The organism is Polaribacter sargassicola (assembly GCF_021991835.1).
In the GTDB taxonomy this organism is placed as follows: domain Bacteria; phylum Bacteroidota; class Bacteroidia; order Flavobacteriales; family Flavobacteriaceae; genus Polaribacter; species Polaribacter sargassicola.
Genome location: NZ_JAHDAU010000002.1, coordinates 155230 through 181945, shown reverse-complemented (window position 1 = coordinate 181945; position 26716 = coordinate 155230). Strand labels below are relative to the sequence as shown.

The following is a 26716-nucleotide window of genomic DNA, read 5'->3' as shown; positions in this document are numbered from 1 at the left end:
TTTATGAAGTTTACTAAAATTTTACCCTATATAATTGCCATTGCTATTTTTGCATTAGCATCAATTATATATTTTCATCCTGTTTTAAAAGGACAAAAATTAAATCAATCAGACATTACTCAGTTTAGAGGAATGGTAAAAGAGATTAATGATTTTAGAGCAGAAAAAAATACAGAACCTTATTGGACCGGAGCTTCTTTTAGCGGAATGCCAACTTACCAGGTAAGTACATATTATCCTAATGATTTTGTAAGAGGTTTAGATAAGGTTTTACGTTTTTTACCAAGACCAGCAGATTACACTTTTTTATATTTTTTAAGCTTTTTTGTGTTAATGATGGCTTTAAAAATTGATTGGAGATTAGCTATTTTAGGTTCTCTTGCTTTTGGTTTTTCAACATACTTAATTATAATTTTTGGGGCTGGACATAATGCAAAAGCACATGCAATAGCTTATATGCCTTTAGTCTTGGCCGGAATTTTATTGGTTTTTAACAAGCGTTATATTTTAGGTTTTGTTATTACAGGACTTGCAATGGCTTTAGAGATTTATACAAATCACCCACAAATGACCTATTATTTAGGTTTTTCTTTACTTATTTTGGGTATTGTAGAGTTAATAAATGCAATTAAAGAAAAATTAGTTCCACAATTTATAAAGCAAGTGGCTGTAATTATTGCTGCAATTTTATTAGGTATTGGTGCAAATTCTCCTCGTTTAATGGCAATGAAAGAATATGCAGATAATAGTACAAGAGGAAAATCTGAGTTAACAATTAATACAGATGGTACAAAAAAAGAAGCATCTAAAGGTTTAGATAAGGCTTATATTACAGAATACAGTTATGCAAAATTAGAAACTTTTAATCTGTTTATTCCTCGTTTTATGGGCGGAGGAACAGTAGAGCAATTAGGAGAAGATTCTAACTTTTTTGAAACAATAGAAAATGCTGCTGGTAAAAAAGTAGCAAAAGATTATTCTGAGCAAGCTTTAACATATTGGGGAGATCAAACTATTATAGAAGCACCTGCATATATTGGTGCTGTTATTTTCTTTCTATTCTTTTTAGGGATATTTTTAGTAAAAGGACGTTTAAAACAATGGTTAGTTGCTGTAACAGTATTTTCTATTATAATGAGTTGGGGAAGAAATTTTAGTATTTTAACCGACTTTTTTATCGAGTATTTTCCGCTTTATAATAAGTTTAGAGCGGTTTCTTCTATACAAGTAATTACAGAATTAAGTGTGCCTATTTTGGGTGTTTTAGCTCTAAAAGAATTCTTTTCATCAAAAAACACTAAAGAAGAAAAACAAGATGCATTAAAAAAAGCAGTTTATGCTTTTGGAGGTTTAGTTGTAGTTGGTTTTTTAATGGCTCATGGATTTTCTACTTTTCAAGGAATAAGAGATTCTCAATACAATCAATTACCAGGTTTAATAGATGCTATAATTGCAGATAGAAAATCGATGTTATTAGCAGATACTTTTCGTACTTTACTATTAATATTTCTTTCTGCCGGTGTTTTATGGTTGTTTTTAAAAGATAAATTAAAACAAATCTTTGCAATAACTATATTAGGTGTTTTTATTCTTTTCGATTTAATTTCTGTTGATAAGAAATATATAAATGTAGATGATTTTAGTTCTGCAAGAAAAGTAGAAAAACCATTTACAGCATCTGTTGCAGATCAATTAATTTTAAAAGATAAAACACATTTTAGAGTTGGAAATTTTACAGTAAATCCAATGATTGATGGAGTTACTTCTTATTTTCATCAATCTATTGGTGGTTATCATGCAGCTAAATTAGGTCGTTATCAAGAATTATTCGATTATCAGATTGCCAAAAATAATATGCAGGTTTTAAATATGTTAAACACCAAGTATTTTATTATAGGTAATGATAAAGGAGAAAAACAAGCGCAATTAAATCCTGATGCAAATGGCAATGTTTGGTTTGTAGACAAAGTAAAAGTTGTAAACTCTGCAAATGAAGAAATGCAGGCTTTAGATTCTTTAAATACAAAAAGCACAGCTGTTTTAGATGTAAATCAATTAGAAAATAAAATCAACTTTATACAAGAAAAAGATTCTACAGCAATTATAAGTTTGTTAGAATATGATGTTAATTATTTGTCTTATCAATCTAAAACCGAAAAAGAACAATTTGCTGTTTTTTCTGAAATCTATTATAAAGATGGATGGAATGCTTATTTAGACGGAAAGTTAACGCCACATTATAGAGTAAATTATGTGCTAAGAGGAATGATAATACCTAAAGGAGAACATACAATAGAATTTAAGTTTGAACCAAAAGTTATTAAACAAGGAAAAATAATTTCTTTATCTTCTTACTGTTTATTATTGTTAATACCTGTAGGTTGGTTTTTTTATGAAAAAAAGAAGAAAAAATAATTAATTATTTTTTAAAGACTTTATAAATTCAGAAGGAGTTACACCCTTATATTTCTTAAAAGCTCGTGTAAAAGAAGAAGCATTTGTATAGCCAATTTCTTCCGCTAAAGATTGAATTGTGTAATTTCTAAATTTACTCTCTTCATTTAATTTTTTAATTAAATATTCTATTCTTAAAGTAGTAGTGTATTGTTTAAAAGTTTGGTTATACTCTTTATTTATAAGATAAGATAAGTAAGATGTATTGGTGTTTAATTTTTTAGCAAGAAAATTAATATTAAAGTCTGCAGATAAGAAATCTGTAGATTTTTCAAGTTTATTAATACCTTTTAAAAGTTCTATTTCTAAATTTTTATCAATATTATATTCTTTTTTTTGTTGTATTGGTTCTTTATTTATTTCAGCTTTAACATCAACTAAATCATTAGTAATGTTTTTATTTTTTTTAGATAAAATATAAACAATAAAAAAGCTAATAAGAGTAATAATTAAAATACCAATAATTAATATATTTTTATTGCCTTTTTCTTTGTTTAGAATTAAAGTGTTTAATTCTAAAGCATTGTTATAATCGTATAAATGATGAGATTTGTTTGCTTCGGTTTTATTTTTGTTTAAATCATTTAATTCTTTAATTGTTAGTTCAGAATATTTGTAAGCACTATCAATCTGTTTATTTTTATAGTATTGATTCGCTAAAATATCGTAAATAGAAATCAAACTTTTTTTATCAATACTTTTTTTAGAGTGTTCTTTTAAAAACTGTTTACCATAATAAAGAGTAGAGTCATTATTTTTTAGTTGATAAAAACAAATTGTCTTTAAATTATTTGTAACCTGTTTAATTCTAAACTCTTTAGAAAAAGCATTGTATTTTCTTATAATTTTTAATGCTTCTTTATAATTTTTTTGAGCAATTAAAATTTCTGAAAGTCTTAATTGATATAAAGCTTCAGAGTTTTTATGAGCAGGTTTAAAAGTTTTAGAGACTTCAAAAGCTTTTCTAAAATAAGTTTTTGCAGAATCTAAATGATGACTATTGTTATTTGTATAGGTTTCTAAATAAGATTCTCCAATTAAATTTAAAGTAGATGCAATGTTTAGCTTTAATGTATTTTCATCTACATTTAAACCTTTATAAATAGAAGGTAATTTGGGCAACATTTCTTTTAATAAAGTTCTAGACTCTTCGTGTAACCCTAATATTTTTTTAATAATAGCTAAATTTTTATCAGTAGAAATAAGGTTAGATTTATCGTAGTTATCTTTTGTAGGAAAACTGTTGATAAATTTTCTTTTTTCCATAATAACATCAAAAGCTTCATGAAATTTATTCTGGTTTTTATAAACCCAAAAAAGTCTATTTAGTGCATTATTTTTTATATTCTTAAAACAAGTTTTATCTATTGTATTTGCTGTTTTTAGATTTTTTAAAACAAACAACGTTTTTTTTTCAGATTCTTTTAGGTTTCCTTTTTGATAAAATGCTTTTGCTTCTATGTTTATTGCATAATAATAATTACATAAGTTTTTAGAGTCTTTTAATCTATTGGCATAATAAATTAAACTGTCATTATTAGAATCTGTAAAAGAAATTATTTTATCAATATAAAACTGATCTTTTTCGTTTGTTTGAGAGAAAACGAGATTACAGCAACAAATAAGGATAAGTAATAATTTTTTTTTATTTATTCTTTTCATTAATTTAATTACGAGTAATTGAAATGTTGAATTTATTTATATTAAAAATTGATATTTTTAACATTTTGACTGTGCTTTTTATAAAAAGACTAAGGCAAATATAGGTAATATACCTATATAGTGGTATATTTGAGGGCAATAATAGACGCTTTGGGGGAAGCTATTTATTTTGAGAAAGAAAAAAAGGGATGATTTTATCATCTCTTTTTTTATGCGGTTTTGTGATTACCTATATTATTCTTCATAAATTTACTTTTTAAAAAGAGTATATTTTAAATTAATTATTCAAGTTAAAATCAAAAATCAAATAAAAATTAAATCAAAAAAGAGATTAGGTTTCATTTTTAACTTTAAGAAATAAAGTATGAATATAGGAATGATTTTAGATGCTCCGTTTCCACCAGATCCTAGAGTAGAAAATGAAGCAATTTCTTTGGTAAAAGCAGGGCATAATGTTTTTCTGTTTTGTTTAAAATATTCAGATGAAAAATCTACTGAAGTTATAAACGGAATTAAAGTAAAAAGATATAACTCTAATAAACTAGAATATAAATTATCCGCTTTAGCGTATACTTTTTCTTTGTATCATTTTTTGATGGGTAAAAAAATTCATCAATTTATAAAAGATACAAAAATAGAAGCTTTACATATACATGATATTAGAATTGCAGAAGCTGTTTTTAATGTAAATAAACATTTTAATTTACCTGTAATTTTAGATTTACATGATAATATGCCAGAGGTTATGAAGTTGTATCCACATCTTCAAAAATTTCCTGGAAAATATATTATTTCACCAGAAAAATGGAAAAAGAAAGAAAAGGAGTTTATAGAAAAAGCAAATAAAGTTATTTCTGTTTCACCAGAATTTTTAGAAGATTTAGCAAAAAGAATTCATACTTCTAAAAACAAGCTAGTTTTAGTACCAAATACTATTAGACAATCGTTTTATAAAGATTATACAGTAGATAAATTGATTGTAGATAAATACAAAAAGAATTTTGTTATTTTATATTTAGGCGACACACATTTAAGAAGAGGTTTACAAACCGCTATAGAGTCTCTTAGTTTTTTAAAAGAAATAATACCAAATATTAAATTGGTAATTGTGGGTAAAAACACAACAGATGTTGTTTTAAAAGAACAAGTTGCAAATTTAAAATTAGAAAAATTTGTAGATTTTGAAGGTTGGCAAAATGTATCATTATTTCAGTCTTATATTTTAGCCAGTAATATTTGTATTTCGCCATTACATAGAAATGCACAACACGACCTTGCATATGCTAATAAAATTTTTCAGTACATGAGTTTTTCAAAACCACTTTTAGTTAGTAATGCAATCGCTCAAAAGAAAATTGTAGAAAAAAATAAAGCAGGTTTGGTACATAAAGATAGAGATGTAAATGATTTTTCTGATAAAATTATAAAGCTTTATAAAGATAAAGATTTAAGAAACGAGCTAGGTAAAAATGGTAAACGTCTTATTGATGAAGAATTTTCTTGGGAACAAACATCAAAAAAACTTATTAGTTTATACGATAATTTACAATCTTGAAAGTCTTAATAATTACATATTATTGGCCACCAGCAGGAGGTTCTGGTGTGCAACGTTGGTTAAAGTTTGTGAAATATTTACAAAATTTTGATATTGAACCTGTAGTTTATACTGTTGATACCATAAATTATTTAAAGGAAGATAAAACATTAGCAAATCAAATATCAAAAGATATTAAGGTTTTAAAACAACCAATTTGGGAACCAACAGATTTGCTTTTTTGGAAGAAAAAAAAGAATCAAAAAAATGGAGTTTCTAATGTAAGTAAAGGAGGTTTTTTATCATTTGTAAGAGGTAATTTTTTTATTCCAGACCCTAAAGTTTTTTGGATTAAATCTTCAGTAAAATATTTACAAACATTTTTAAATTCTAATACTATTGATGTGGTAATTTCTACGGGTCCGCCACATAGTATGCATTTAATTGCAGAGAAATTACATCAAAAAAATAAGATAAAATGGATTGCAGATTTTAGAGATCCGTGGTCAGATCTATACTATAATAAAGATTTTAATCAGCTTTCTTTTGCAAAAAAAAGAAATAAAAAACTAGAAACTTCTGTTTTAAAAAATGCAGATTGTATATTAACAGTAAGTAATACTTTAAAAAAAGATTTTGCTAAAAAAGCAAAAAGAGTAGAAGTAATTACCAATGGTTTTGATGATGAAGTTTTAACAAATAATTTAATAAGGTTAGATAAAAAATTTACAATTTCTTATATTGGTTTGCTACCAAAACAGAGTAACCCAAAGTTGCTTTTTAGTGTTTTAAAAGATCTTTGTTTAGAAAATATAGAGTTTAAGAATGATTTAAAACTTAATTTTGTTGGAGATATTTCTGATGAAGTTAAAACGGAAATTATAAAAAATAAATTAGAAGATAATGTAAATTTTGCTGGATACGTTTCTCATAATAAAGCTATAGAATATCAAAAAAAAGCCCAGGTTTTGTTATTGTTAATACCAAATGTAGAAAAATCTGAAGGAATTTTAACTGGTAAATTATTTGAATATTTAACATCTAAAAGACCTATTTTAGCAATTGGTCCGGTAAAAGGAGATTTATCTAAAATTTTAGAAGAAACAAATGCAGGAGTAGTAGTTGAGTTTAATGATGATAAAAAATTAAAGCAAGAAATTTATAGTTTATATCATCAATATAAAAAAGGAAACTTAAGTGTTGTTTCTAATAATATTAAAAAATATCACAGAAAAGAATTAACCAAAGAGTTAGCTTCTGTAATTAAAAGTTTATAGTGCTATGGGAGTTGTATTTAAACAATCCTTAAAGAACACGCTTTTTATATATTTAGGTTTTTTATTCGGCGGAATTAATACCTTATTTTTATATACTCGTTTTTTAAAGGATGAATATTATGGATTGGTAACTTTTCTTTTATCAACATCTAATCTATTAATGCCATTAATAGCTTTAGGTATCCATCATACTATTGTAAAGTTTTACTCTAGTTATTTTACAAAGTCAGAAAAAGATAAATTTTTATCATCTGTACTTTTTTTACCATTATTAATTGCTATACCGTTGGCATATTTTGGTGATATTTTTTACGAAGAAATCGGTAATTATTTATCCAAAGAAAATCCTATTATAAAAGATTACACGCTTGTAATTTATTTAATTGCTGTAGCTTGTTCTTATTTCGAAATTTTCTATTCTTGGGCTAAAGTGCAATTTCAATCTGTTTTTGGTAATATTTTAAAAGAGCTTTATAATAGAGTTGTAGTAATGATTTTATTATTTGCAGTCTATTTAGAATTAATAACAAAGTCTGAATTTATTTATTATTTAACAGGAGCTTACTTTATAAGAATGTTTATAATGATGTTTTATGCATTTAGTTTATACATGCCAAAATTTACATTTGCTAAACCAGATAATTTTAAAGAGGTAATACGTTTTTCTGGATATATTATTTTAGCCGGTAGTGCAGGCGCAATTATTTTAGATATTGATAAGTTTATGATTCCTGGTAAAGAATCTTTAGTAAAAGCTGCTTATTATTCTGTAGCGGTATTTATAGGTTCTTTTATAGAGGCGCCAAGTAGAGCTATGCTAAATATTTTACAGCCTTTAACGTCTAAAACATTAAATGAAGAAAATCATTTAGAAGTAGCTTCTTTGTACAAAAAGAGTTCTATTAATTTACTTTTAATTAGTGGGCTATTTTTTGTTTTAATAAATGCGAATGTAAATCAGTTATTTAATCTTTTACCTAAAGAGTATTCTGGTGGAGCATTAGTAGTTTTAATGATTTCTTTATTAAAACTATACAATGGTTTTTTAGGAAATAATGGTGCAATTATTAATAATTCTAAGTTTTATAGAATTACTTTACCAATAAGTGTTTTTATGGCTTTGTCTGTTTATTTTTTAAATAAACTTTTCTATTATCAATTAGATTTAGGTACAGATGGTTTAGCTTTAGCTACATTAATAGTTATATTTTCTGCAAATACGTTTAAGTTGTTTTTTGTAAAAAGTAAATTTTCTATGACGCCTTTTACAAATAAATCACTTTTAATGATTTTTGTTATTATTGGTTTATATCTAGCTTTTAATTTTTGGGATTTTCCTGTAAGAGATATTTATATTTGGAAATTTCCTATTCATCCAATTATAAATATTATCTTAAAATGTATTTTGATTATTATATCATATGTTTTTTTAATCTTTAAATTAAATATTTCACCTGAATTTGATAATCTTCTTAAAAAGTATTACAAATAACAATCAATAGTATCTGTAAGCATATGAAAAAGTAGAGCAATACAGATAACTCTTGTTCTTTTAAAAAATAAACCTACAAAATAAAAGCTAATTGCTATATAAGAATGTAATGGATGAAAGTTTATACTGCATCTATTTTCTTCAAAAATTGGTGTAGCTAATAAATGATCTAAATCCACCAGCATAGAACCTAAAAAAATAATATATACAGTTTTCCATCTATCTTTAAAAAATAGGTAAGCAATAAAAGCGGGTACTATTAAATGAAAAGAGTAATGAATTAAAAATTTAATCATAAAAAAAAGATTTATTACAAAATAAACCTTTTTTTTATGATTAATAAATTATAGGGAGAAAAGTATTGTACTACAATAATATAAATAAATTACCTTACTTTTATTTACATATGTTAAGAGATCAGTTTTTAATTAAATTGATTTTTAAAACCATTATTAATTATTAAGGTATTATTTAATAAAAAAAGGTTTACTATTATTTTAGTAAACCTTTTTTAATACTTAACGTGGGGGAAATGTACTTATATATGATAAATATAATAGATTTTATATTATCGCTCCTTAACATATGTTAATAAAGTTATTGTGAATATAACTTTTTTCTAATTCTACTTAACTGCACAGCAGAAATGTTTAGATAAGCTGCAATATGATATTGAGGTATTAAATTTTCTATATCTGGTATTTCTTTTTTTAATGCTAAATATCTTTCGGTTGCATCATTAAGTGTTAAATTATAAATTTTTTTTTCAAAAATTAAAAGTGTATTTTCTAATGCATTAGAGTACATGATACTAATATTATTATCAACCAAAACAAGTTGCTTTAATTTTTTAAAATTAATTATATAAACTTCACAGTCTGTTAAACATTGATAGGCTAGTTTAGAGGGTTCGTTGGTTATTAAAGAGCCAATAGCCCCGATAGCAGTATATGTAGTAAATAAACTTCTTATGTATTCTTTTCCATTATTATCTTGATAATAAGATCTAATAATTCCACTTTTTATGATGTAGAATTCAGAAGGAACTTCGTTAAACTTAGATAAGATAGTTTTATTAGGAAATTTTTTTAGCTCTGCAAGAGCTAGAAATTTTTGATGAGATTCTTTAGGTAATTTATGTAAACGATTAATAAAATAAGATAAAATTTTCATTAAATACTTAGGATTAAGTTTAAACCTAAATTTAATAAAATTATTTACAAATAACTAATTGCATTAGGCCCTTCCATAAATATAAGGTCTAAAATAGATAAATTAGGTATAAAGCCATGTTTGTCGTCAAACATTTGAATATACTTTTCTACAACCTTTTTAGGTTGATGTTTTACGTTTGCTAACTCTCTAAAATCAGTTTCTGTTGTATTTACACTGTATGCTTCTGTTTTAGAAAACTCTTGGTTTATTTGTAAAGCATCTGTAATAAATAAATGAGTATCTATATTTACGTCTTGCAGAAATTTATAATTTTTAGTAAAAATAGACAGTAAATCATCTTCATAAAATTCATAAAAAGGAGAAGTTCTATACGCAGTTTGTAAAGATTTTAAATGGTTATCTTGCCAATTAGAATCATTATCAACCAATAAATTTTTGGTTTTTTTTCGTTGAGAATTTCCTTTGTTTTTATCTATTACAGGTATGTTTAATAGTTGCTTTCCGTTAGAGTTATAGATATAACACCTGTTTCTATAACTCTGTTTTTGGAAATTGTCTTCCATTTCAAAAACAACTTTCTCTGATTTTAAAATTTCTGAATATTGAGAAATGGGCCCAAAATAAGTTGGAATAAATAAAGACATTCTTCCTTATTTTTTTGCAGATTTTTTCTTCCCTTTGTAAAAACTATAAACAATATATAGTGCTATTAAAGCAAAAACAAAATATCTGTAAGAAACCGGTTCTCCATCACCATGTACAGTTGTAAACATTCTGTCCCAACGGATTGATTTTATTTTTTCACCCAAAGAAGCAGCATTAGCATCCCAACTAAACCAAATCATTACAGGTTTACCTAAAACATGATCAAATGGCACATAACCCCAGTAACGAGCATCTAAAGAATTATGTCTATTATCTCCAATTAAATAAAAATAATCTTGTTTAAAAGTATAAGAATCTGCTTTTTTTCCGTTGATAAAAATATTTTCGCCAACAACTTGCAAATCATTATTCTCATAATTTTTTATAATCTGCTCGTAAAAAGGTAATGTTTTGGTATTAATTTCTACAGTTGCACCTGCTTCTGGTATGTAAATTGGTCCAAAATTATCTTGACTCCAACCTAATTCCTTTACATGAGGGAAAATAGCTTCATCAGGAGCGTGATTAATTTTCTTAACAGAAACAGTTAAAGGATATTTTTCTAATCTACTTACTTCATCTTCTGTTAAGTTAATATTGATTTTATTATCAACATTAATCATTTTTAACTTTTGAGCAAATTGAGGGTTTACACTACCAGCAACTTCTGTATATAAAGAATCTTGCCCAATTTTAGTTAAACTTCCATTTTGTTTTATGGCCTCTTGTACTTTATCATTATTCCAATATTCTGATAAAATTTTATAAACCCCTGTTCTTTCCTTATCTAACAAAAATTTAGGAAATGTTGTTTGATTTATAGGTTGTTTACACTCAAAAGTATAATAAAACTGAAGTTTTGCTCTGTAAGGTAATTCGTTCTTTTTACCATTAATGTAAAAATACCCGTTTTTCATTTCTATAGAATCTCCAGCAATACCAACAGAACGTTTTACGTAGTTGGTTTTTTTGTCAACCGGTTTGTAGGTAAATTTACCAGAAGTATCTCCCCACATAGTTGCCAAAGTATCGGCAGGCCAGTTAAAACAAACAATATCATTATTTTTAATTTTTTGTAAACCAGGTAGGCGAGTGTAAGGTAATTGCGGCTTTTTTAAATAAGATGCCGTACCAACTATAGGTAAAGAATCATGTACCATTGGAGCTGCAATTACTGTTGATGGAACTCTTGCGCCATAATGAAATTTACTTACAAAAAGGTAATCTCCCACTAGTAAAGATTTTTCTAAAGAAGAAGTTGGTATTGTAAATGGTTGCATAAAATATGTATGTACCAAAGTGGCAGCAATTATAGCAAATGTAATAGAGCTAACCCATTCACCAAGTTCAGAACGAGGTTTTAAACTTCTGTCTTCATTAAACTTTGCATCTGTAGCATAATTAATGTAAAAAATATATAAACCTAAAGTAACAATTACTAAAAAGGAGTCTAGTTTTTTATAAAAACCAAAAGTTCTAATTGTTTCAATCCAAATTACAGGAAACATTAACAGATTTACAACAGGAATAAATAATAAAATAACCCACCATTTAGGACGATTTATTATTTGCATTAATATAATTCCGTTGTAAACAGGTACTGCAGCTTCCCATGCTTTTCTACCTGCTTTAACGTAAAGCTTCCAAGTTCCTAAAAAGTGAATTACTTGTATTACCAAAAAGAAGATAAACCATTCTGTAAATGTCATAATTGTATTATTTATTTTCTCTAGAGAGAAGAATTTTGTTTTTTATAAGACAGTAAAATGTTTAAATGTTACTGTATTTAACGGATGTTTAACACATCTTTCATAGAAAATACACCTTTTTTATCTAAGATCCATTCTGCAGCAACAACGGCACCTAAAGCAAATCCTTTTCTACTGTGTGCTGTGTGCTTAATTTCTATTGAATCAACTTCAGAATCGTACCAAACCGTGTGTGTACCAGGAACTTCTGGAATTCTTTTTGCTACAATAGGAATATTTTCTTCGGATGCTTTATCACCTAATTCCCAATCATTTTTGGTAGTATTTTCTATAATACCTTCTGCCAATGTAATTGCAGTACCACTTGGTGCATCTAATTTTTTTGTATGATGAATCTCTTCCATAGAGATATTATAATCTTCTAAAGAACTCATCATTTTAGCTAACTGTTTATTAAGTTCAAAGAAAATATTAACTCCTAAACTAAAATTAGAAGCATATATAAACGCGCCGTCTTTTTCTTTACAAAGAGCTACAGCATCTTCATATTTATCTAACCAACCGGTTGTACCAGAAATTACTGGTACATTATTATTTATACAGTTGGTAATATTATCATATGCAGATGTAGGAACACTAAAATCAATAGCAACATCTGCTAGATTTATGTCTATTTCTGTATCAACATCTTTTTTAATAACTATTTCGTGTCCACGCGATAAAGCAATTTTTTCAATTTCTTTACCCATTCTTCCATAACCTAATAGTGCAATTTTCATTTAAAAACTATATTTAAGTATTAGTCCTACTTTTGGTGCATCAAACTCTAAAGGGTCGTTTACAAAAGTAGGTTTAAAAGTTAAATTATCGTCTGTGTTAAATTGTATTAAGTGTGCGTTAACACTAGCTTCTACAATTTGTAAAACGTATAAAACAACAGTAGTTAAGAGAGATAAATCTCTATTTTCTTTTAATTGATCTTGAGCCGTTTCTAGAGTAGTTAATGAAATTATTTCGGTTCCATCATCTAAAGTAAACTCATCTTGAAGATTATTTTTTCTTAATTTATATGCTGTTCTATATCTTTTATATTCGTTATTGTTTTCTAAGTAGTAATAAATACTTGTACCCATAGCACCCCAAACAATAGGAGCTTTCCAGTATTTTTTATTATAAACTTGTCCCATTCCAGGAAATATAGCAGAATAAAAAGCTGCCTTAGACGGAGCTAAAGCATCATAAACACCCCCTTTTTCTACATTAAGAATGCTTTTAATTTTTATATTTTCTACGTTAACAGTATCTTTTTGACTAAAAATGGCTGTAGTTAAAAACGTTAAATATAAAATGTATATATATTTTTTTATAAACACTTATTTTAATAAGTTTTTAATTCTATTGAAATCTTCTTCGGAATGAAAAGGAATAGATATTTTTCCTTTACCATTAGTACCTACAGTAACGTCTATCTTTTGTCCTAAGTATTCGCTAATTTCTTTTATGCTGCTTTTAACATAAGTAGGAACTAATTTCTTTTTTGGTTGCTTAGTTACTTTACCAGATTTTAAACTTTTAACTAAATCTTCTGTTTGTCTTACAGATAATTTATCTCGTAAAATTTTTTCATAGATAGCTAATTGATCTTCTGTGTTTTCTACATTAATCATAGCTCTACCATGTCCCATAGAAATAAACCCATCTCGCATACCTGTTTGTAAAATAGGATCTAATTTTAATAAACGTAAGTAATTAGTAACCGTAGATCTTTTTTTACCTACTCTAATACTTAACTCTTCTTGCGTTAATTGAATTTCATCAATTAAACGTTGGTAAGAAAGAGCTACTTCTATAGGGTCTAAATTTTTACGTTGTATATTTTCTACCAATGCCATTTCTAGCATTTCTTGGTCGTTAGCAAGTCTTATATACGCAGGTATCGTTTTGCTACCTATTAATTTAGAAGCTCTAAAACGGCGTTCTCCAGAAACTAATTGAAATTTATTGCCTTCTAATTTTCTAACAGTAATAGGTTGTATTACACCTAACTCTCTAATAGAACCAGCTAATTCTCTTAAAGCTTCTTCATCAAAATAAGTTCTTGGTTGGTACGGGTTAACTTCTATTAACTCTAATTCTATTTCTATAATATTACCAACAACTTTATCTGCATTTTTGTCTGATGCAGAATTAATATTATTAGAAGTTTCTTGTAATAAGGCCGATAATCCTCTTCCTAAAGCTTGTTTCTTGGTTGCTTTTGCCATTCTACGAATTCTTTTTTAATAATTCTTGGGCCAAATTTAAGTAATTTACAGCACCTTTACTTGTTGCATCGTATGCAATAATACTTTCACCATAACTTGGTGCTTCACCTAAACGTGTATTTCTTCTAATAATAGTATCAAAAACCATACTAGAAAAATGTTTTCTAACTTCTTCAACAACTTGGTTAGATAGTCTTAACCTAGAATCAAACATTGTTAAAAGTAAACCTTCGATATCTAAATCTGAATTATGTATGTTTTGTACACTTTTTATAGTGTTTAATAATTTTCCTAATCCTTCTAATGCAAAATATTCGCATTGAATAGGAATAATAACAGAGTCTGCTGCTACTAAAGAGTTTAAAGTAATTAAACCTAAAGAAGGAGCACAATCAATTAAAATGTAATCATAATCGCTTTTTAAATCTACCAAAGCTTTCTGTAACATGTACTCTCTGTTCTGTTTATCTACCAATTCTATTTCAATAGCAACTAAATCTATATGAGCAGGAATGATATCTACGTTAGGAGATTCTGTTTTTACGATAGCATCTTTTGCAGAAATAGAATGTTCTAAAACTTGGTATGTACCTTGTTCAATAGTTTCTACATCTAAGCCCAATCCAGAAGAAGCATTTGCTTGTGGATCTGCATCTATTAATAGAACTTTTTTTTCTAAAACACCTAAAGAAGCGGCTAAATTAATACTTGTAGTTGTTTTACCTACGCCACCTTTTTGATTTGCTATTGCAATTATTTTACCCATAATAAGAGTTGTCTTTATAAAAAGTAAAATTACATTTTTTTCTGTCTTTAAAAAGTGAAAGATGTTAACAAAAACGTAATTTTTTAAAACACTGATAGTTAGTAATATATGTTAAAAACGTTAAAACAAAAATAAATAAAAAAAAACCGAAGTAGATACTTCGGTTTTAAATAAGTTGTAAATTTTATTTTTTTGGAGTGTTTTTTAAAATTTGAGTTAAAAAATTCCAAAATTTTTGTGTCGATTTTATTCCTGCTCTTTCATCTGGAGAGTGAGCGCCTCTAATAGTTGGCCCAAAAGAAACCATATCTACTTTCGGATAATTTTGTCCTAAAAGACCACATTCTAAACCTGCATGACATGCAGCAACATGTGGTTTTTCATTATGTAGTTCTTCATATAAATTAGTAACAATATCTAAAATTTCTGATTTTACATTTGGTTGCCAACCCGGGTAATCACCAGAAAGGTTTACCTCGAAACCAGATAATTCAAACGCAGATTTTAAAGAATTTGCTAAATCTAGTTTACTGCTTTCAGAAGAAGAGCGTGTTAAACATCCTATTTTAATGGTACCTTCTTTTACAATTACTTTGGCAATGTTGTTAGAGGTTTCTACTAAGCCTTCAATATCTGGTGTCATTCTATAAACACCGTTATGAGCGGCATATATAGATTTTACAAAACCTTCCTGCACACCTAATTCCATTATTTTATCAGGATTTTCGGTTTCTTTAATTTCAATAATTAAATTAGGTTCTAATGTTAAAAACTCTTGTTTTATATTGTTGATAAGTATTTCTGTTTCTAAAATAAAAGCTTCTTTAGAAATGTTATCTACAGTTACTATTGCAAAGCTTTCTCTAGGAATCGCATTACGTAAGCTACCTCCGTTAATTTCAGAAATTCGTAAACCAAAATTTGTAAAACCATCAAATAACAGACGATTCATAATTTTATTTGCGTTTCCTAAACCTTTAATAATATCCATTCCAGAGTGGCCACCATTTAATCCTTTTACAGTAATAGAAAAAGCAGTTGTATTTTCTGGTGTTTCTTCTTCAACATAACTTCTAGTTGCTGTAACATCAATTCCACCAGCACAACCTATTCCTATTTCATCATCTTCTTCTGTATCTAAATTTAGAAGAATATCTCCTTTTAAAAGACCACCTTCTAAACCTTTTGCCCCCGTCATACCAGTTTCTTCATCAATGGTAAACAATGCTTCAATATTTGGATGTTGTATATCTGTAGAAGATAAAACAGACATAATTGCAGCAACTCCTAAACCATTATCTGCACCTAAAGTAGTACCGTCTGCAGTAACCCAATCACCATCAACCAACATTTTAATACCTTCTTTATCAAAATCGAAAACAGTTGCTGTGTTTTTTTGATGAACCATGTCTAAATGGCTTTGTAAAATAACCGTTTTTCTGTCTTCAAATCCTGTTGTTGCAGGTTTTGTAATAATTACATTACCTACTTTATCAACAAATGTTTTTAGGTTTAATTTTTTACCAAAATCTACTATAAATTTAATTACACGTTCTTCTTTTTTAGAAGGACGCGGAACTGCATTTAAATCTGCAAAGTGATTCCAAACAATTTTTGGTTCTAAATTTCTTACTGCTTCACTCATTTCTATTAAATAATTTTTAGACTATAAATTTACTTTATTTCTATTGTAATTTCTTGTGTATCTTTTCTAACTTTTGATAAATCTTTCATGTAACAATCGCCTGCTCTATAACCTACTGGTAATACTAAAACAGATTTTAGATTGTGTTTGTTAAGCTCTAAAATTTCATCGTATTTTTGTGGGATAAATCCTTCCATTGGGCAAGCATCAATTTTTTCTACGGCACAAACTGTCATTAAATTTCCTAAGGCAATATAGGCTTGATTCTTGTTCCAAATAAATAATTCTTCTTGTGTTTTGTTTTTAATATCAGCAAGTAAAAATTCTTTATAAGGGTTGATAATTTCATCAGAAGTATTTCTAAGTTTTTTTACCAAAGAAAAATAGTTATCTATTTCTGTAATTGTGTAGTTTTTAGGTACACAAATTACCAAAACATGTGATGCGTCAATTATTTGAGATTGATTAAAAGAATGTGTAACTAACTCTTTTTTAATTTCTTTATTTTCTACAATAACTAGTTTTATAGGTTGTAAACCATAAGAAGTTGCTGTTAAGTTAAAGGCTTCTTTAAGTGTGTTTATTTGAGTTTCTGAAAGTTTTTTTTCTGAATCAAATTTTTTAACAGCATAACGCCACTTTAGACTTTCTATAATATTCATAAATGCAAAAATAAGGTATTAATTTTGATGAGTTTTGTTATTAGAGAAATTAAAAAGTAGTTATAAAAACATTTTTTGTATCTTGAAAAGAAAAAACTATGAATGAGGATTTTCTTCATTATGTGTGGCAATACCAATTGTTTTCTATTAGTAGTTTACAGACAACCCAAAAAGAAGACTTGATAGTTCTTAAAACGGGAACTCATAATCATAATTCTGGTCCAGATTTTTTAAATACTCAACTTAAAATAGATAATCAAATTTGGGCAGGTAATGTAGAAATTCATTTAAAATCTTCTGATTGGTATGTGCACAATCATGAAACAGATAAAAATTACGATGCAGTTATTTTGCATGTTGTTTGGGAAGATGATGTAGCTGTTTTTATGAAAAATGAAAAACCTTTGCCTGTTTTAGAGTTAAAAGATATTGTTTTAAAATATGCATTAAATAATTATAGAAATTTACTAAATGCAAAACAACGTTGGATTTCTTGCGAAAATGAAATCAACTCTATAGATAGTTTTGTTTTAGAAAATTGGAAAGAGCGTTTGTTTTTTGAACGTTTAGAGCGAAAATCTAATGAAATGAAATTTCTTTTAGATGAGAATAAAAATGATTTTGAGGCTGTATTATTTCAATTATTAGCAAAGAATTTTGGGTTAAAAGTAAATGGCGAAGTTTTTTTAGGTTTAGCCAAATCTTTTGATTTTAGTGTGTTAAGAAAAGTTAGGTTTAATAAAGAACAGTTAGCATCTTTAATGTTTGGGCAAGCAGGTTTTTTAGATGATAATGTACAAGAAGAGTATTATCAACAATTAAAAAACGAGTATAAATACTTGCAACATAAATATAATTTAAAATCAATTTCTAAAAATCAGTTTTCTTTTTTTAGAATGCGACCTCCTAATTTTCCTACAATACGCATTGCTCAATTAATAGCTTTGTATCATTTAAATCAAAATTTATTTTCTAAAATAATGCAAATTAAAACATTAAAAGAGTTTTATCTTTTGTTTGATGTTGATGTAGATTTATTTTGGAAAACACATTATACTTTTGAAAAAGTGTCTAAAAAATCATCAAAAAAATTAACAAAATCGTTTATAGATTTATTGTTGATAAATACAATTATTCCTTTAAAGTTTTTATATCATAAAAATAGAACAGAAGTAGAGCAGAATGATTTTTTAGAAGTTATTAAAAAAATAAAATCAGAAAAAAATACTATTATTTCTAAATTTGATGAGCTTAAAATTACTTCTAAAAATGCTTATGAATCTCAAGCTTTATTAGAGCTTAAAAATAACTATTGCGCAAAGAAACGTTGTTTACAATGCGCAATAGGTGTTAAGTTGTTAAATAGAAATATTGTTATTTCTTAGAATTTAAGATTTTATCAATTTTAGCATAACAATCTTTATAATGGTATTTTGTAATTGTATTTACAGCTCTTTTACTAGCTGTATTTACTTGGTATTTTAAAACCTCTAATTCACCTCTTGCTATAGAAGAAATGTCATTATTTTTAGAGTCTTCATCATTTAGTAAATTGCCCATTTTTTCAATAAAAGATTTCTGAAGATTTCTTCTTTGTAAGTCTACATTTTTAGTAACGTTAGTTTCAGAAAATATGCCTTTTCTAAGATCTTTAATCATGTCTGATGCAGCATAAAATTTATCTGAAATTACTTCTGCTTCTATCATTCTATCTAAAGTTCTGTAGTTTAATAGAGTACTTAAAAATCTATTTTGATAGTTACCTAGTTTATTGGTGTAACCAGTTTCATCAATTTTGTTTAAAATGTTTTTATCTAATAACCAATCTTGAGTTTTAAAAACATTTGCTTGCAACCAAGCCATAGATTCTTTTTGTTTAGATTTAGAAACAGGAACATATACATCACCAGTTTGAGAAGGTTTTTTATTAAACTCGTAAACACCACCAATATTACCTGCAACATGACCTGCATATCTACCCCAAACGCTTAATAACTCGCCATATAATTCATTTAAATCATCATAGTTGTTTGTTTGATCAGAAGTCCAATTTGGAAGATTCTTAGCAACAATTTTTAAGTTTTTTACACCATAAGTACTTGCTTTTACTTGGTCGTTTCCTATTCCTTCGGTTTGTGCAGAAGGGTCAAAACGTTGTCCACCAAATCTATAAATTGGGTCGTTTGCTTTGTCTTCAATCCATTTGTCTAAAGTTTTTACTTCGTCTTCTGGTTTGTTGGCATCAGTAATTACACGATATCCCCAGTTAATTGCATAATGATCATAAGGCCCTAGTTGTCTTACAAATCTAACACCTTTATCACCTGGTTGTGCAACGTAATTATAACGAGCATAATCCATAATGGTTGCTGCTATTCCGTTTTTCTGAGTAAAACTACCAGAACGTAAAGAATCTACAGGATATGCATAACTTGCAGCCATATTATGAGGCAAACCTAAGGCATGCCCAACTTCATGAGAAATTACCATTCTCATCATTTCTCCGATGTCTTCTGCAGGTGTATCTAAAGTTCTTGCAGAAGGATTTGCAGCACCAGTTTCTAATAAATATCTATTTCTATAAGAACGCAAGTGGTTGTGATACCAAATAATATCACTTTCTATAATTTCTCCAGTTCTAGGGTCAGAAACACTTGGTCCGGTAGCATTTCTGGTTGTGCTTGCTACGTATCTAATAGAAGAATAACGAGCATCTTCCATACTAAACTCTGGATCTTCTTCTTTAGTTGGAGGCATTTTTGCCATAATAGCATTTTTAAAACCTGCAGTTTCAAAAACTTTTGCCCAATCATCAACACCTTGTTTTATATACTTTCTTAATTTTTCTGGAGTACCAGGATCTAAATAATACACAATTGGTTTAATTGGTTCTACCAATTCACCTCTTTTATAAGCTTCTATATCTTTAGGCTCTAACCTCCATCTTTTTATGTATTTCTTTTCATCAGCTTTTAAGGCTTCAGAACTATAATCTATATTTCCTATAGAAAAATAACCAACTCTTTTATCAGAAATTCTTGGCATCATTGGGTTTTCTGGTAGTAAAATCATAGATTGATTTACTCTCATTGTAATTGTATTAGTACTTGTATTACTAGGAGGAGCATCTGCATCAAAAGTAAAGTTTTGAACTACTTCTATGTTTTTAGGATAACTTTTAACACTGCTAATAAAACTTCTATCAGCATCTAATCTTTTAACTTTGTATGTTCTTCTAAATCTTGATGATAAGCCAGAAATAGCTTTAATGTCTGAAGAGAAAAATTTAGTAACATCAATTAACACACTAGTAGCATTTGTATTTTCTGTTTTAATATCAAAAGAGTGAATAATTGGCTCTAAATTATTAGCTTTTACAGATTTAAAAATAGGTAAAGAGTCTTCTGCAACAGCATTGTAAGATTTTACTTTTAGTAAAATTTTATTCTTATATTTTTCCCAAACAACAACTTGTGTGTTTATTTTTGTACCTGCATTTACATATCCGCCACCTAAACCAGAAGGTATGTCTTTTAATCTAGTTACAAGTAACATTTCTTTGCCTAGATAAGATTTAGGGATTTCGTAAATATATTTGTCTTTGTTAAAATGTATTTTAAATAAACCGTCGTCTGTTTTTGTGTTTTTTGTAACAAAATCAGAGTATTTAGGTGTTGTTTCTTTTTTGGGTTGTTCGGTGGTTTCTTCTTTTTTGTTTTTTGATTTTTTTCTTTGTGCTTCTATATTAGAAGTTATTGAAAGAAGTAAAATCAATGAAAAGAGTAGTGTTTTTTTCATTGTTTAGTTTGAATTTGGATTAGCTACTAAATTATTAAAATCAATACCCATAGATTCTTATAAAATTGTTAAAAAAAAGCCCAAAAACAATATGTTTTTGGGCTTATAATTTTAGAAGAAAATCAATTAATACAAACTAGGGTATTTTTGTGGATTTACTTCATTCATAATTTCGTAAATTTTTTCAAAAATATCTTCTGCCGATGGTTTAGAAAAATAATCTCCATCTGTTCCATATGCAGTTCTGTGTGCTTTGGCTGTTAGAGTGGCAGGCTTACTGTCTAAAAACTGATATCCGTTTTGCTTTTCTAATATTTCTTGCAAAATATAAGCAGAAGCTCCTCCTGGTAAATCTTCATCTACAATTAGTAGTTTATTGGTTTTGGCTAAACTTTTTACACAATCATGGTTTAAATCAAAAGGAAGTAAACTTTGTGCATCTATAACTTCGATATCTATATCTGATTGTTGTAGTTCTTTAGCAACTTCTTCTACAATTCTTAAAGTAGATCCGTAAGAAATAACTGTTAAATCTGTACCTTCTTTAATTGTTTCTACAACACCAATCATTGTCTTAAACTCACCAAGATTAATAGGTAATTCTTCTTTTAATCTATAGCCGTTTAAACATTCTATAACTAAAGCAGGTTCATCTCCTTCTAGTAAAGTATTGTAAAATCCAGCAGCTTTGGTCATATTTCTAGGAACCAATACGTGCATACCTCTAACATTGTTTATAATACCCGCCATTGGAGAGCCAGCATGCCAAATACCTTCTAATCTATGACCTCTTGTTCTTATGATTAAAGGAGCTTTTTGTTTACCAAACGTTCTATAGTGTAGCGTTGCTAAATCATCACTCATAATTTGTAATGCATACAACAAATAATCTATGTATTGAATTTCTGCAATTGGTCTTAAACCTCGCATAGCAAGTCCAATACCTTGGCCTATAATTGTAGCTTCTCTAATACCAGTATCAGAAACTCTAATGTCTCCATATTTTTCTTGAAGACCTTCTAATCCTTGATTTACATCACCAATAAAACCCGCATCTTCACCAAAAATTAATACTTCTGGATATTTATTTAATATTGCATCAAAATTATCCCTCATAATAATTCTTGCATCTACCAAGTTTTTGTTATCTGCATAAATTGGTTTCTTAGTAGGAACATTTAAAGCAGAAAAATCTGATTGACTATGTAAGTAAGAAGAGTATTTTTCTTGAGCGTCTATTAAACTATCTTTAATAAAATTTTGTAGTAAAATTTTTTCTGCAAAATCTTCATTTTGTAAGTATCTTAATGATTTTCTAACTGCAGATAAAACATCTTTTCTACTAGGATCTGTAATAGAGGTTAGGTTGTTTTTGTATTTTGTAATAAAAGCACCGTTTTTACTTTTATTAATAACTTTGTCTAATAAATCACTAGCAACTAAAACTTGAGATTTAATTTCGTTTATATAAGAGTTCCATGCATTTCTTTTTGCGATAGTAACTTCTTTTTTTGCGCTTTTTTCTATTAATATAATTTCTTCTTCAGAGTCTACAAAACGTAAAACTTCTCCGGTTTCAGTTTCTAATTCGAAGTTTAAAATCCACTCTCTCATCTTAGAGATGCAGTCGTGGTTTTTTTCCCAATTTAATCTTTCTTTGTCTTTATATCTTTCATGCGAACCAGAGGTAGAATGTCCTTGAGGTTGAGTAAGTTCTTTTACATGAATTAATACTGGTACGTGTTCTTCGCTAGCTATTTTGGCAGCTTTGTTATAAGTGTCTATTAGTTGAACGTAATCCCAACCATTAACTACAAATATTTCGTAACCATTATTTTCATCATCTCTTTGAAATCCTTTTAAGATTTCTGAAATACTTTCTTTAGTTGTTTGGTGTTTTGCGTGTACAGAAATACCATATTCATCATCCCAAACACTAATAACCATTGGTACTTGTAAAACACCAGCTCCATTAATAGTTTCAAAAAAGATGCCTTCACTAGTACTTGCGTTACCAATTGTACCCCAAGCAACTTCGTTTCCGTCTATAGAAAAATTGTTTTTATGTTGTACACTTTTTTCATTTCTATACACTTTAGATGCTTGTGCTAAACCTAATAAACGAGGCATTTGCGCAGCAGTAGGAGAGATGTCTGAACTTGAGTTGTATTGTTTGGTTAAATTTTTCCAAGTACCATCTTCGTTTAAACTGTGTGTAGAAAAATGGCCACCCATTTGTCTACCTGCAGACATTGGGTCTTCTTTAATGTCTGTATGTGCGTATAAACCAGCAAAAAACTGTTGAGCAGTTAACTCGCCAATAGCCATCATAAATGTTTGATCTCTATAATATCCAGATCTAAAATCGCCTAGTTTAAAGGCTTTTGCCATAGCTAATTGCGGAACTTCTTTTCCATCACCAAAAATTCCAAATTTAGCTTTACCAGTTAAAACCTCTCTACGGCCTAGTAAGCTACATTCTCTACTTATTTTGGCAATTTTGTAGTCTTTTAAAACTTCTTCTCTAAAATCATTAAATGAAAGTTCTTTACTAGTTGGTTTGGTTGCAATTTTTGTCATAATTTATTACAGTGTAATAGGTATCAAACAAAGGTAGTGTTTTTGAATGAAAAGTAAAAACGTTTTATTCGTTGTCAATATCGTAATATTTATGTTGTTTGTAGTTGTTTTATTGAGTATAATGTAATTTTGATAAAATTTTTAGTTTAAACAACATTTAAGATGAATTATTTGTGTTAAATGCATTTTTATGTAGTTCTAATTAAAATTATTTTAATAAAATTATAAAAAGCCACGTTTAAAAAAGTTGTAAATAGCTTTTAAGTCTGTAGTTAAAGAGAATCGTATTTTTTGAGGATAAGCTTCTTGAGAAATTTCCCAACCGTTGTTGGAATAAAAAGGGAAGTAAATTTCGAAAATTTCATGAACAAAGTTAAATCTAACTCCGTTTTCATAAGCAAAATAAAGAGGTTGATTTTTGTTTTTTAAGAAAGCAACATCATTATAAACCTCTAACCATCTCCATAAACCTATACTAGAATTGTTAGAAAACATAAACTGGTTTGCAAACCTGGTAGGAAGTATCGATTTAAAACCACCTTCTGAGATGATAAATTGTTGACTAAAAAAACCAGAATTTTCTGATCTACCCAAGTAACTAAGTTGAAATAAATAATCTGTACTTCTATCTAAACCAAAACTAAAATAATCTCCTCTAGTATTATTGCTAAGAAATGCGCCAGCAAAAAACCTAAAATCTAATTGAGTATCTGTTGTTGTTAAAGATCTAAATCTAAGATCTATAGATGCTTTAGAAAAGTTTTTGGCAAATTCTGTACTAATACGATATCTAAATTCTTTTATAATATCTGGGTTAGAGTAATTGTAGCTTAAACTTAAAACACTATAATTGTCTTGAGGACCTCTTATTTCTCCTAAAGGTATTTCTTTATCTATGTGTAATAATTTTGCAACAATAGATTCTGAAGTAGCATCTCTTAAAGTTTTTCTTTTAAAAACCATATTTACATACGGAATTAGAGATTTGTAAGATAAATTAGGTGCATAATCAGAGGTGCTACCAGATAAACCATAAGTTACTTTTTGTAGTTTAGAATCTTCAAAAAAATGATCGTAAGAGAAAGAGAATGACCCTATGGCAGAGTTGCTTTTTGTGGCATAATAAGGAGATACTTTAAAAGTAAAGTTTCGTTTTATTAATGGTTTGTTATGTAGTTTTAAACCAAGAATTAATCCGTTGTAAAAATTATAAGCAACATCTGGTTGATAAAATACTTGGTTATAGTCTGGGCTACTAATGTCTTTTACAAAAGAAAATTTAATTGGTTTGTGAAATATTGTTTTGTTAATTTTTTTCCAATTATCTAAAGTGTTTAATTCTGGATATAGGTTTTCGTAATTTAAAACAAAAGTATCATAATCACCTTTTTTAAATTTTACTTTTTTAGTGCTGTCAACATCAGAAATCCATTTCTTAAATTTTATATCCTTATCTTTTAATGCATAAATTGCTACAGGTGTTGTAATGTTTCTTTTGTTTTTTATTACTAAAGAAATACTATCTTTTTCTACATTTAAGTTTTTAATTGTGTGGTCTATTTTTTTATTGGTTTTTATAAAATCATCAAAAAACCAATCTATTTTTTTAGTTGTTTTAGAAGATAAAAGCTTGTTAAATTCTTTACTAGTAGTGATTTTTAAAGAGTTTTTTTGATAAAATTCTTTAATTGTTTTGTTTAAAGTACTGTCTCCAATATAGCCTTTTAAGAAAGTAAAACCTAACCCAGATTTGTATTTACTTACTATTTTTCTATTAAAATTAGATAAAGAATCTGAAGGAGTATTTAATGGTTGGTCTATAAATTTACGAGCGGTAAATTGATAAATAAAAGGGTATTTATCATTAAAATCTAGTTTAGAGATATTAAATTTTTTTAAAAACCAAGAGTCAGATACTTTTCCTAAAAGTTTAATTTCTGGATAATATTTTTCTATATATTCTATCATTAAATAGTTTTGAATACCATCTAATAACCAATAATCTTTTCTTTTGTTTAGCAAAAGGGTATTTTCTAAATATCGTCTAGTTAAAGCTTTAAACATAGTAATATCCCATTTAAAAGTATCAGAAAAAGGGCGCAAAAAAGAGGGTAATTGATTTAAACCATAAATAGGATTTTTTCTTTGTGTTGCTTTGTCTATGTATATTTCTAAATGAGGATATTTACCCAAATATTTTTTTAAGAATAAGAGTTCTCTGTTTAATATGTTTGTAGTTAAGTTAATGTCTAACTCTTTAGAAAAAACATCTGTATGCACGGTAGCTAAATCTGTAACAAAAGTTTTAAGTTGCGGTATTTTGTTTATACCTAAAATAATGTCTGTTTTGTTTTTTCCTATTAAAAAATAATTGGTGGTCTTTTCTTCTTTTCTTTCATATTGATAAAGATTAGATTCTACAACATAATCTTTAGGCACATCAATCTCTATATTAAAATCGGTACCTTTTTCATAAAGATCATCTAAATCTAAGTTGCTCATTAATTGCCATTCTTTATGATAAATAGCAGGTGTTAAATACCAGTTTCTAAGATGATAACCTGTTTTTGTTTTTCCGTAATTGGTAAACCTAGCATTTGGTGGTTTAACAATGTAGGTAATATTTATAGTAATGCTAGAATTAGGTAGTAAAGGTTGGTTTAGAGCAATGTTTATTATATCTGAATGATCTTTTAATTCGTTAAATTCGGTGTTTTCAAAATTTACAGAAAGACTTTTTATTTTAGAAAAACCTAAATCTTTTTCTTTAGCAAAGTAGAGGTCTTTTTTATAATTTTTGATAAATCTTTTTGATAAAGGAGTTTTTCTATCTCTATAACTATTTGCCCAATTATGAAGGTAAATATTATTTAAGATAGAGTCTGATGTGTTATAATAAACAATTTCTTGCTGAATTTTTAACTCGTCTTTTACAACGTCTAATTCAGATTTTATTTTGATAGCGTTTTGTTGAGAAAATAATATTTGTGAAATTAAAAAGCACAATAATAATATGTAGTTACGTTTTCTCAATATAAATTTATATAAATAT

Annotated in this window: 19 protein-coding genes; 5 read left to right on the top strand and 14 right to left on the bottom strand. The window is 27.4% G+C overall.

Annotation, left to right across the window (positions count from 1 at the left end; translation table 11 throughout):
- The first annotated feature begins 3 nt into the window (after positions 1-3).
- The gene (locus KI686_RS04135; protein ID WP_237588003.1) at positions 4-2415 is read left to right on the top strand and encodes a YfhO family protein; all 2412 of its coding nucleotides are present in this window, start codon (positions 4-6) and stop codon (positions 2413-2415) included.
- On the opposite strand, the gene KI686_RS04130 is transcribed toward KI686_RS04135, so the two are convergent.
- The gene (locus KI686_RS04130) at positions 2416-4116 is read right to left on the bottom strand and encodes a helix-turn-helix domain-containing protein (RefSeq protein WP_237588002.1); all 1701 of its coding nucleotides are present in this window, start codon (positions 4114-4116) and stop codon (positions 2416-2418) included.
- 364 nt (positions 4117-4480) lie between these two features.
- On the opposite strand from KI686_RS04130, the gene KI686_RS04125 reads away from it, so the two are divergent.
- The 3 genes from KI686_RS04125 to KI686_RS04115 are packed head-to-tail and all read left to right on the top strand — an operon-like array spanning position 4481 to position 8419.
- A complete protein-coding gene (locus tag KI686_RS04125) occupies positions 4481-5671 on the top strand; it encodes a glycosyltransferase family 4 protein (protein ID WP_237588001.1) in 1191 nt (396 codons plus the stop codon).
- Positions 5668-6927: a glycosyltransferase family 4 protein gene (locus KI686_RS04120; protein WP_237588000.1), complete on the top strand. Its 1260-nt coding sequence runs from the start codon at positions 5668-5670 to the stop codon at positions 6925-6927. The genes KI686_RS04125 and KI686_RS04120 overlap by 4 nt, the downstream gene beginning before the upstream one ends.
- Positions 6928-6931: 4 nt before the next feature.
- Positions 6932-8419, top strand: a complete 1488-nt coding sequence (locus KI686_RS04115) for a lipopolysaccharide biosynthesis protein (RefSeq protein ID WP_237587999.1) — start codon at positions 6932-6934, stop codon at positions 8417-8419.
- Here KI686_RS04115 and KI686_RS04110 read toward each other — a convergent pair.
- The 10 genes from KI686_RS04110 to KI686_RS04065 form a co-directional block, all read right to left on the bottom strand.
- Positions 8410-8715: a DUF6122 family protein gene (locus KI686_RS04110; protein ID WP_237587998.1), complete on the bottom strand. Its 306-nt coding sequence runs from the start codon at positions 8713-8715 to the stop codon at positions 8410-8412. The two genes, KI686_RS04115 and KI686_RS04110, sit on opposite strands and share 10 nt — an antisense overlap.
- 301 nt (positions 8716-9016) lie before the next feature.
- Positions 9017-9592: a Crp/Fnr family transcriptional regulator gene (locus KI686_RS04105; RefSeq protein WP_237587997.1), complete on the bottom strand. Its 576-nt coding sequence runs from the start codon at positions 9590-9592 to the stop codon at positions 9017-9019.
- Between the two features lie 44 nt (positions 9593-9636).
- Complete coding sequence (locus tag KI686_RS04100) at positions 9637-10239, bottom strand: WbqC family protein (RefSeq protein WP_237587996.1); 603 nt, start codon at positions 10237-10239, stop codon at positions 9637-9639.
- 6 nt (positions 10240-10245) lie between these two features.
- On the bottom strand, positions 10246-11949 hold the full coding sequence (gene lepB, locus KI686_RS04095; RefSeq protein WP_237587995.1) for a signal peptidase I: 1704 nt from the start codon (positions 11947-11949) through the stop codon (positions 10246-10248).
- Positions 11950-12026: 77 nt separating this feature from the next.
- Entirely contained in the window at positions 12027-12728 is a 702-nt protein-coding gene (gene dapB / locus KI686_RS04090) for a 4-hydroxy-tetrahydrodipicolinate reductase (protein WP_237587994.1), read from the bottom strand.
- A complete protein-coding gene (locus KI686_RS04085) occupies positions 12729-13322 on the bottom strand; it encodes a DUF5683 domain-containing protein (RefSeq protein ID WP_237587993.1) in 594 nt (197 codons plus the stop codon).
- Positions 13323-14213, bottom strand: a complete 891-nt coding sequence (locus tag KI686_RS04080) for a ParB/RepB/Spo0J family partition protein (RefSeq protein WP_237587992.1) — start codon at positions 14211-14213, stop codon at positions 13323-13325.
- A gap of 1 nt (position 14214) precedes the next feature.
- Positions 14215-14979, bottom strand: a complete 765-nt coding sequence (locus tag KI686_RS04075; RefSeq protein WP_237587991.1) for a ParA family protein — start codon at positions 14977-14979, stop codon at positions 14215-14217.
- 184 nt (positions 14980-15163) lie between these two features.
- Positions 15164-16624 (bottom strand): aminoacyl-histidine dipeptidase, encoded by a 1461-nt coding sequence (locus KI686_RS04070; RefSeq protein ID WP_237587990.1) that lies wholly within the window; start codon positions 16622-16624, stop codon positions 15164-15166.
- A gap of 29 nt (positions 16625-16653) precedes the next feature.
- Positions 16654-17286, bottom strand: a complete 633-nt coding sequence (locus KI686_RS04065; protein WP_237587989.1) for an NAD(P)H-dependent oxidoreductase — start codon at positions 17284-17286, stop codon at positions 16654-16656.
- A gap of 98 nt (positions 17287-17384) precedes the next feature.
- Between KI686_RS04065 and KI686_RS04060 the strand changes: the two genes are divergently transcribed.
- Positions 17385-18671 carry a DUF2851 family protein gene (locus tag KI686_RS04060; RefSeq protein ID WP_237587988.1) on the top strand — a complete coding sequence of 429 codons (1287 nt, stop codon included), beginning with the start codon at positions 17385-17387 and terminating at the stop codon, positions 18669-18671.
- Here the strand turns inward: KI686_RS04060 and KI686_RS04055 are convergent.
- The 3 genes from KI686_RS04055 to KI686_RS04045 form a co-directional block, all read right to left on the bottom strand.
- Positions 18661-21084: a zinc-dependent metalloprotease gene (locus KI686_RS04055; RefSeq protein WP_237587987.1), complete on the bottom strand. Its 2424-nt coding sequence runs from the start codon at positions 21082-21084 to the stop codon at positions 18661-18663. The two genes, KI686_RS04060 and KI686_RS04055, sit on opposite strands and share 11 nt — an antisense overlap.
- A 126-nt stretch (positions 21085-21210) precedes the next feature.
- Positions 21211-23664 carry an alpha-ketoacid dehydrogenase subunit alpha/beta gene (locus tag KI686_RS04050; RefSeq protein ID WP_237587986.1) on the bottom strand — a complete coding sequence of 818 codons (2454 nt, stop codon included), beginning with the start codon at positions 23662-23664 and terminating at the stop codon, positions 21211-21213.
- Positions 23665-23886: 222 nt separating this feature from the next.
- Complete coding sequence (locus KI686_RS04045; RefSeq protein WP_237587985.1) at positions 23887-26697, bottom strand: gluzincin family metallopeptidase; 2811 nt, start codon at positions 26695-26697, stop codon at positions 23887-23889.
- Positions 26698-26716 lie beyond the last annotated feature (19 nt).

Bases quoted from the DNA above. Each gene is read 5' to 3' on its own strand.
- KI686_RS04135 (WP_237588003.1), top strand. From the start codon at position 4: ATGAAGTTTACTAAAATTTTACCCTATATAATTGCCATTGCTATTTTT.
- KI686_RS04130 (WP_237588002.1), bottom strand. From the start codon at position 4,116: ATGAAAAGAATAAATAAAAAAAAATTATTACTTATCCTTATTTGTTGC.
- KI686_RS04125 (WP_237588001.1), top strand. From the start codon at position 4,481: ATGAATATAGGAATGATTTTAGATGCTCCGTTTCCACCAGATCCTAGA.
- KI686_RS04115 (WP_237587999.1), top strand. From the start codon at position 6,932: ATGGGAGTTGTATTTAAACAATCCTTAAAGAACACGCTTTTTATATAT.
- KI686_RS04110 (WP_237587998.1), bottom strand. From the start codon at position 8,715: ATGATTAAATTTTTAATTCATTACTCTTTTCATTTAATAGTACCCGCT.
- KI686_RS04105 (WP_237587997.1), bottom strand. From the start codon at position 9,592: ATGAAAATTTTATCTTATTTTATTAATCGTTTACATAAATTACCTAAA.
- KI686_RS04100 (WP_237587996.1), bottom strand. From the start codon at position 10,239: ATGTCTTTATTTATTCCAACTTATTTTGGGCCCATTTCTCAATATTCA.
- lepB (WP_237587995.1), bottom strand. From the start codon at position 11,949: ATGACATTTACAGAATGGTTTATCTTCTTTTTGGTAATACAAGTAATT.
- dapB (WP_237587994.1), bottom strand. From the start codon at position 12,728: ATGAAAATTGCACTATTAGGTTATGGAAGAATGGGTAAAGAAATTGAA.
- KI686_RS04080 (WP_237587992.1), bottom strand. From the start codon at position 14,213: ATGGCAAAAGCAACCAAGAAACAAGCTTTAGGAAGAGGATTATCGGCC.
- KI686_RS04075 (WP_237587991.1), bottom strand. From the start codon at position 14,979: ATGGGTAAAATAATTGCAATAGCAAATCAAAAAGGTGGCGTAGGTAAA.
- KI686_RS04070 (WP_237587990.1), bottom strand. From the start codon at position 16,624: ATGAGTGAAGCAGTAAGAAATTTAGAACCAAAAATTGTTTGGAATCAC.
- KI686_RS04065 (WP_237587989.1), bottom strand. From the start codon at position 17,286: ATGAATATTATAGAAAGTCTAAAGTGGCGTTATGCTGTTAAAAAATTT.
- KI686_RS04060 (WP_237587988.1), top strand. From the start codon at position 17,385: ATGAATGAGGATTTTCTTCATTATGTGTGGCAATACCAATTGTTTTCT.
- KI686_RS04055 (WP_237587987.1), bottom strand. From the start codon at position 21,084: ATGAAAAAAACACTACTCTTTTCATTGATTTTACTTCTTTCAATAACT.
- KI686_RS04050 (WP_237587986.1), bottom strand. From the start codon at position 23,664: ATGACAAAAATTGCAACCAAACCAACTAGTAAAGAACTTTCATTTAAT.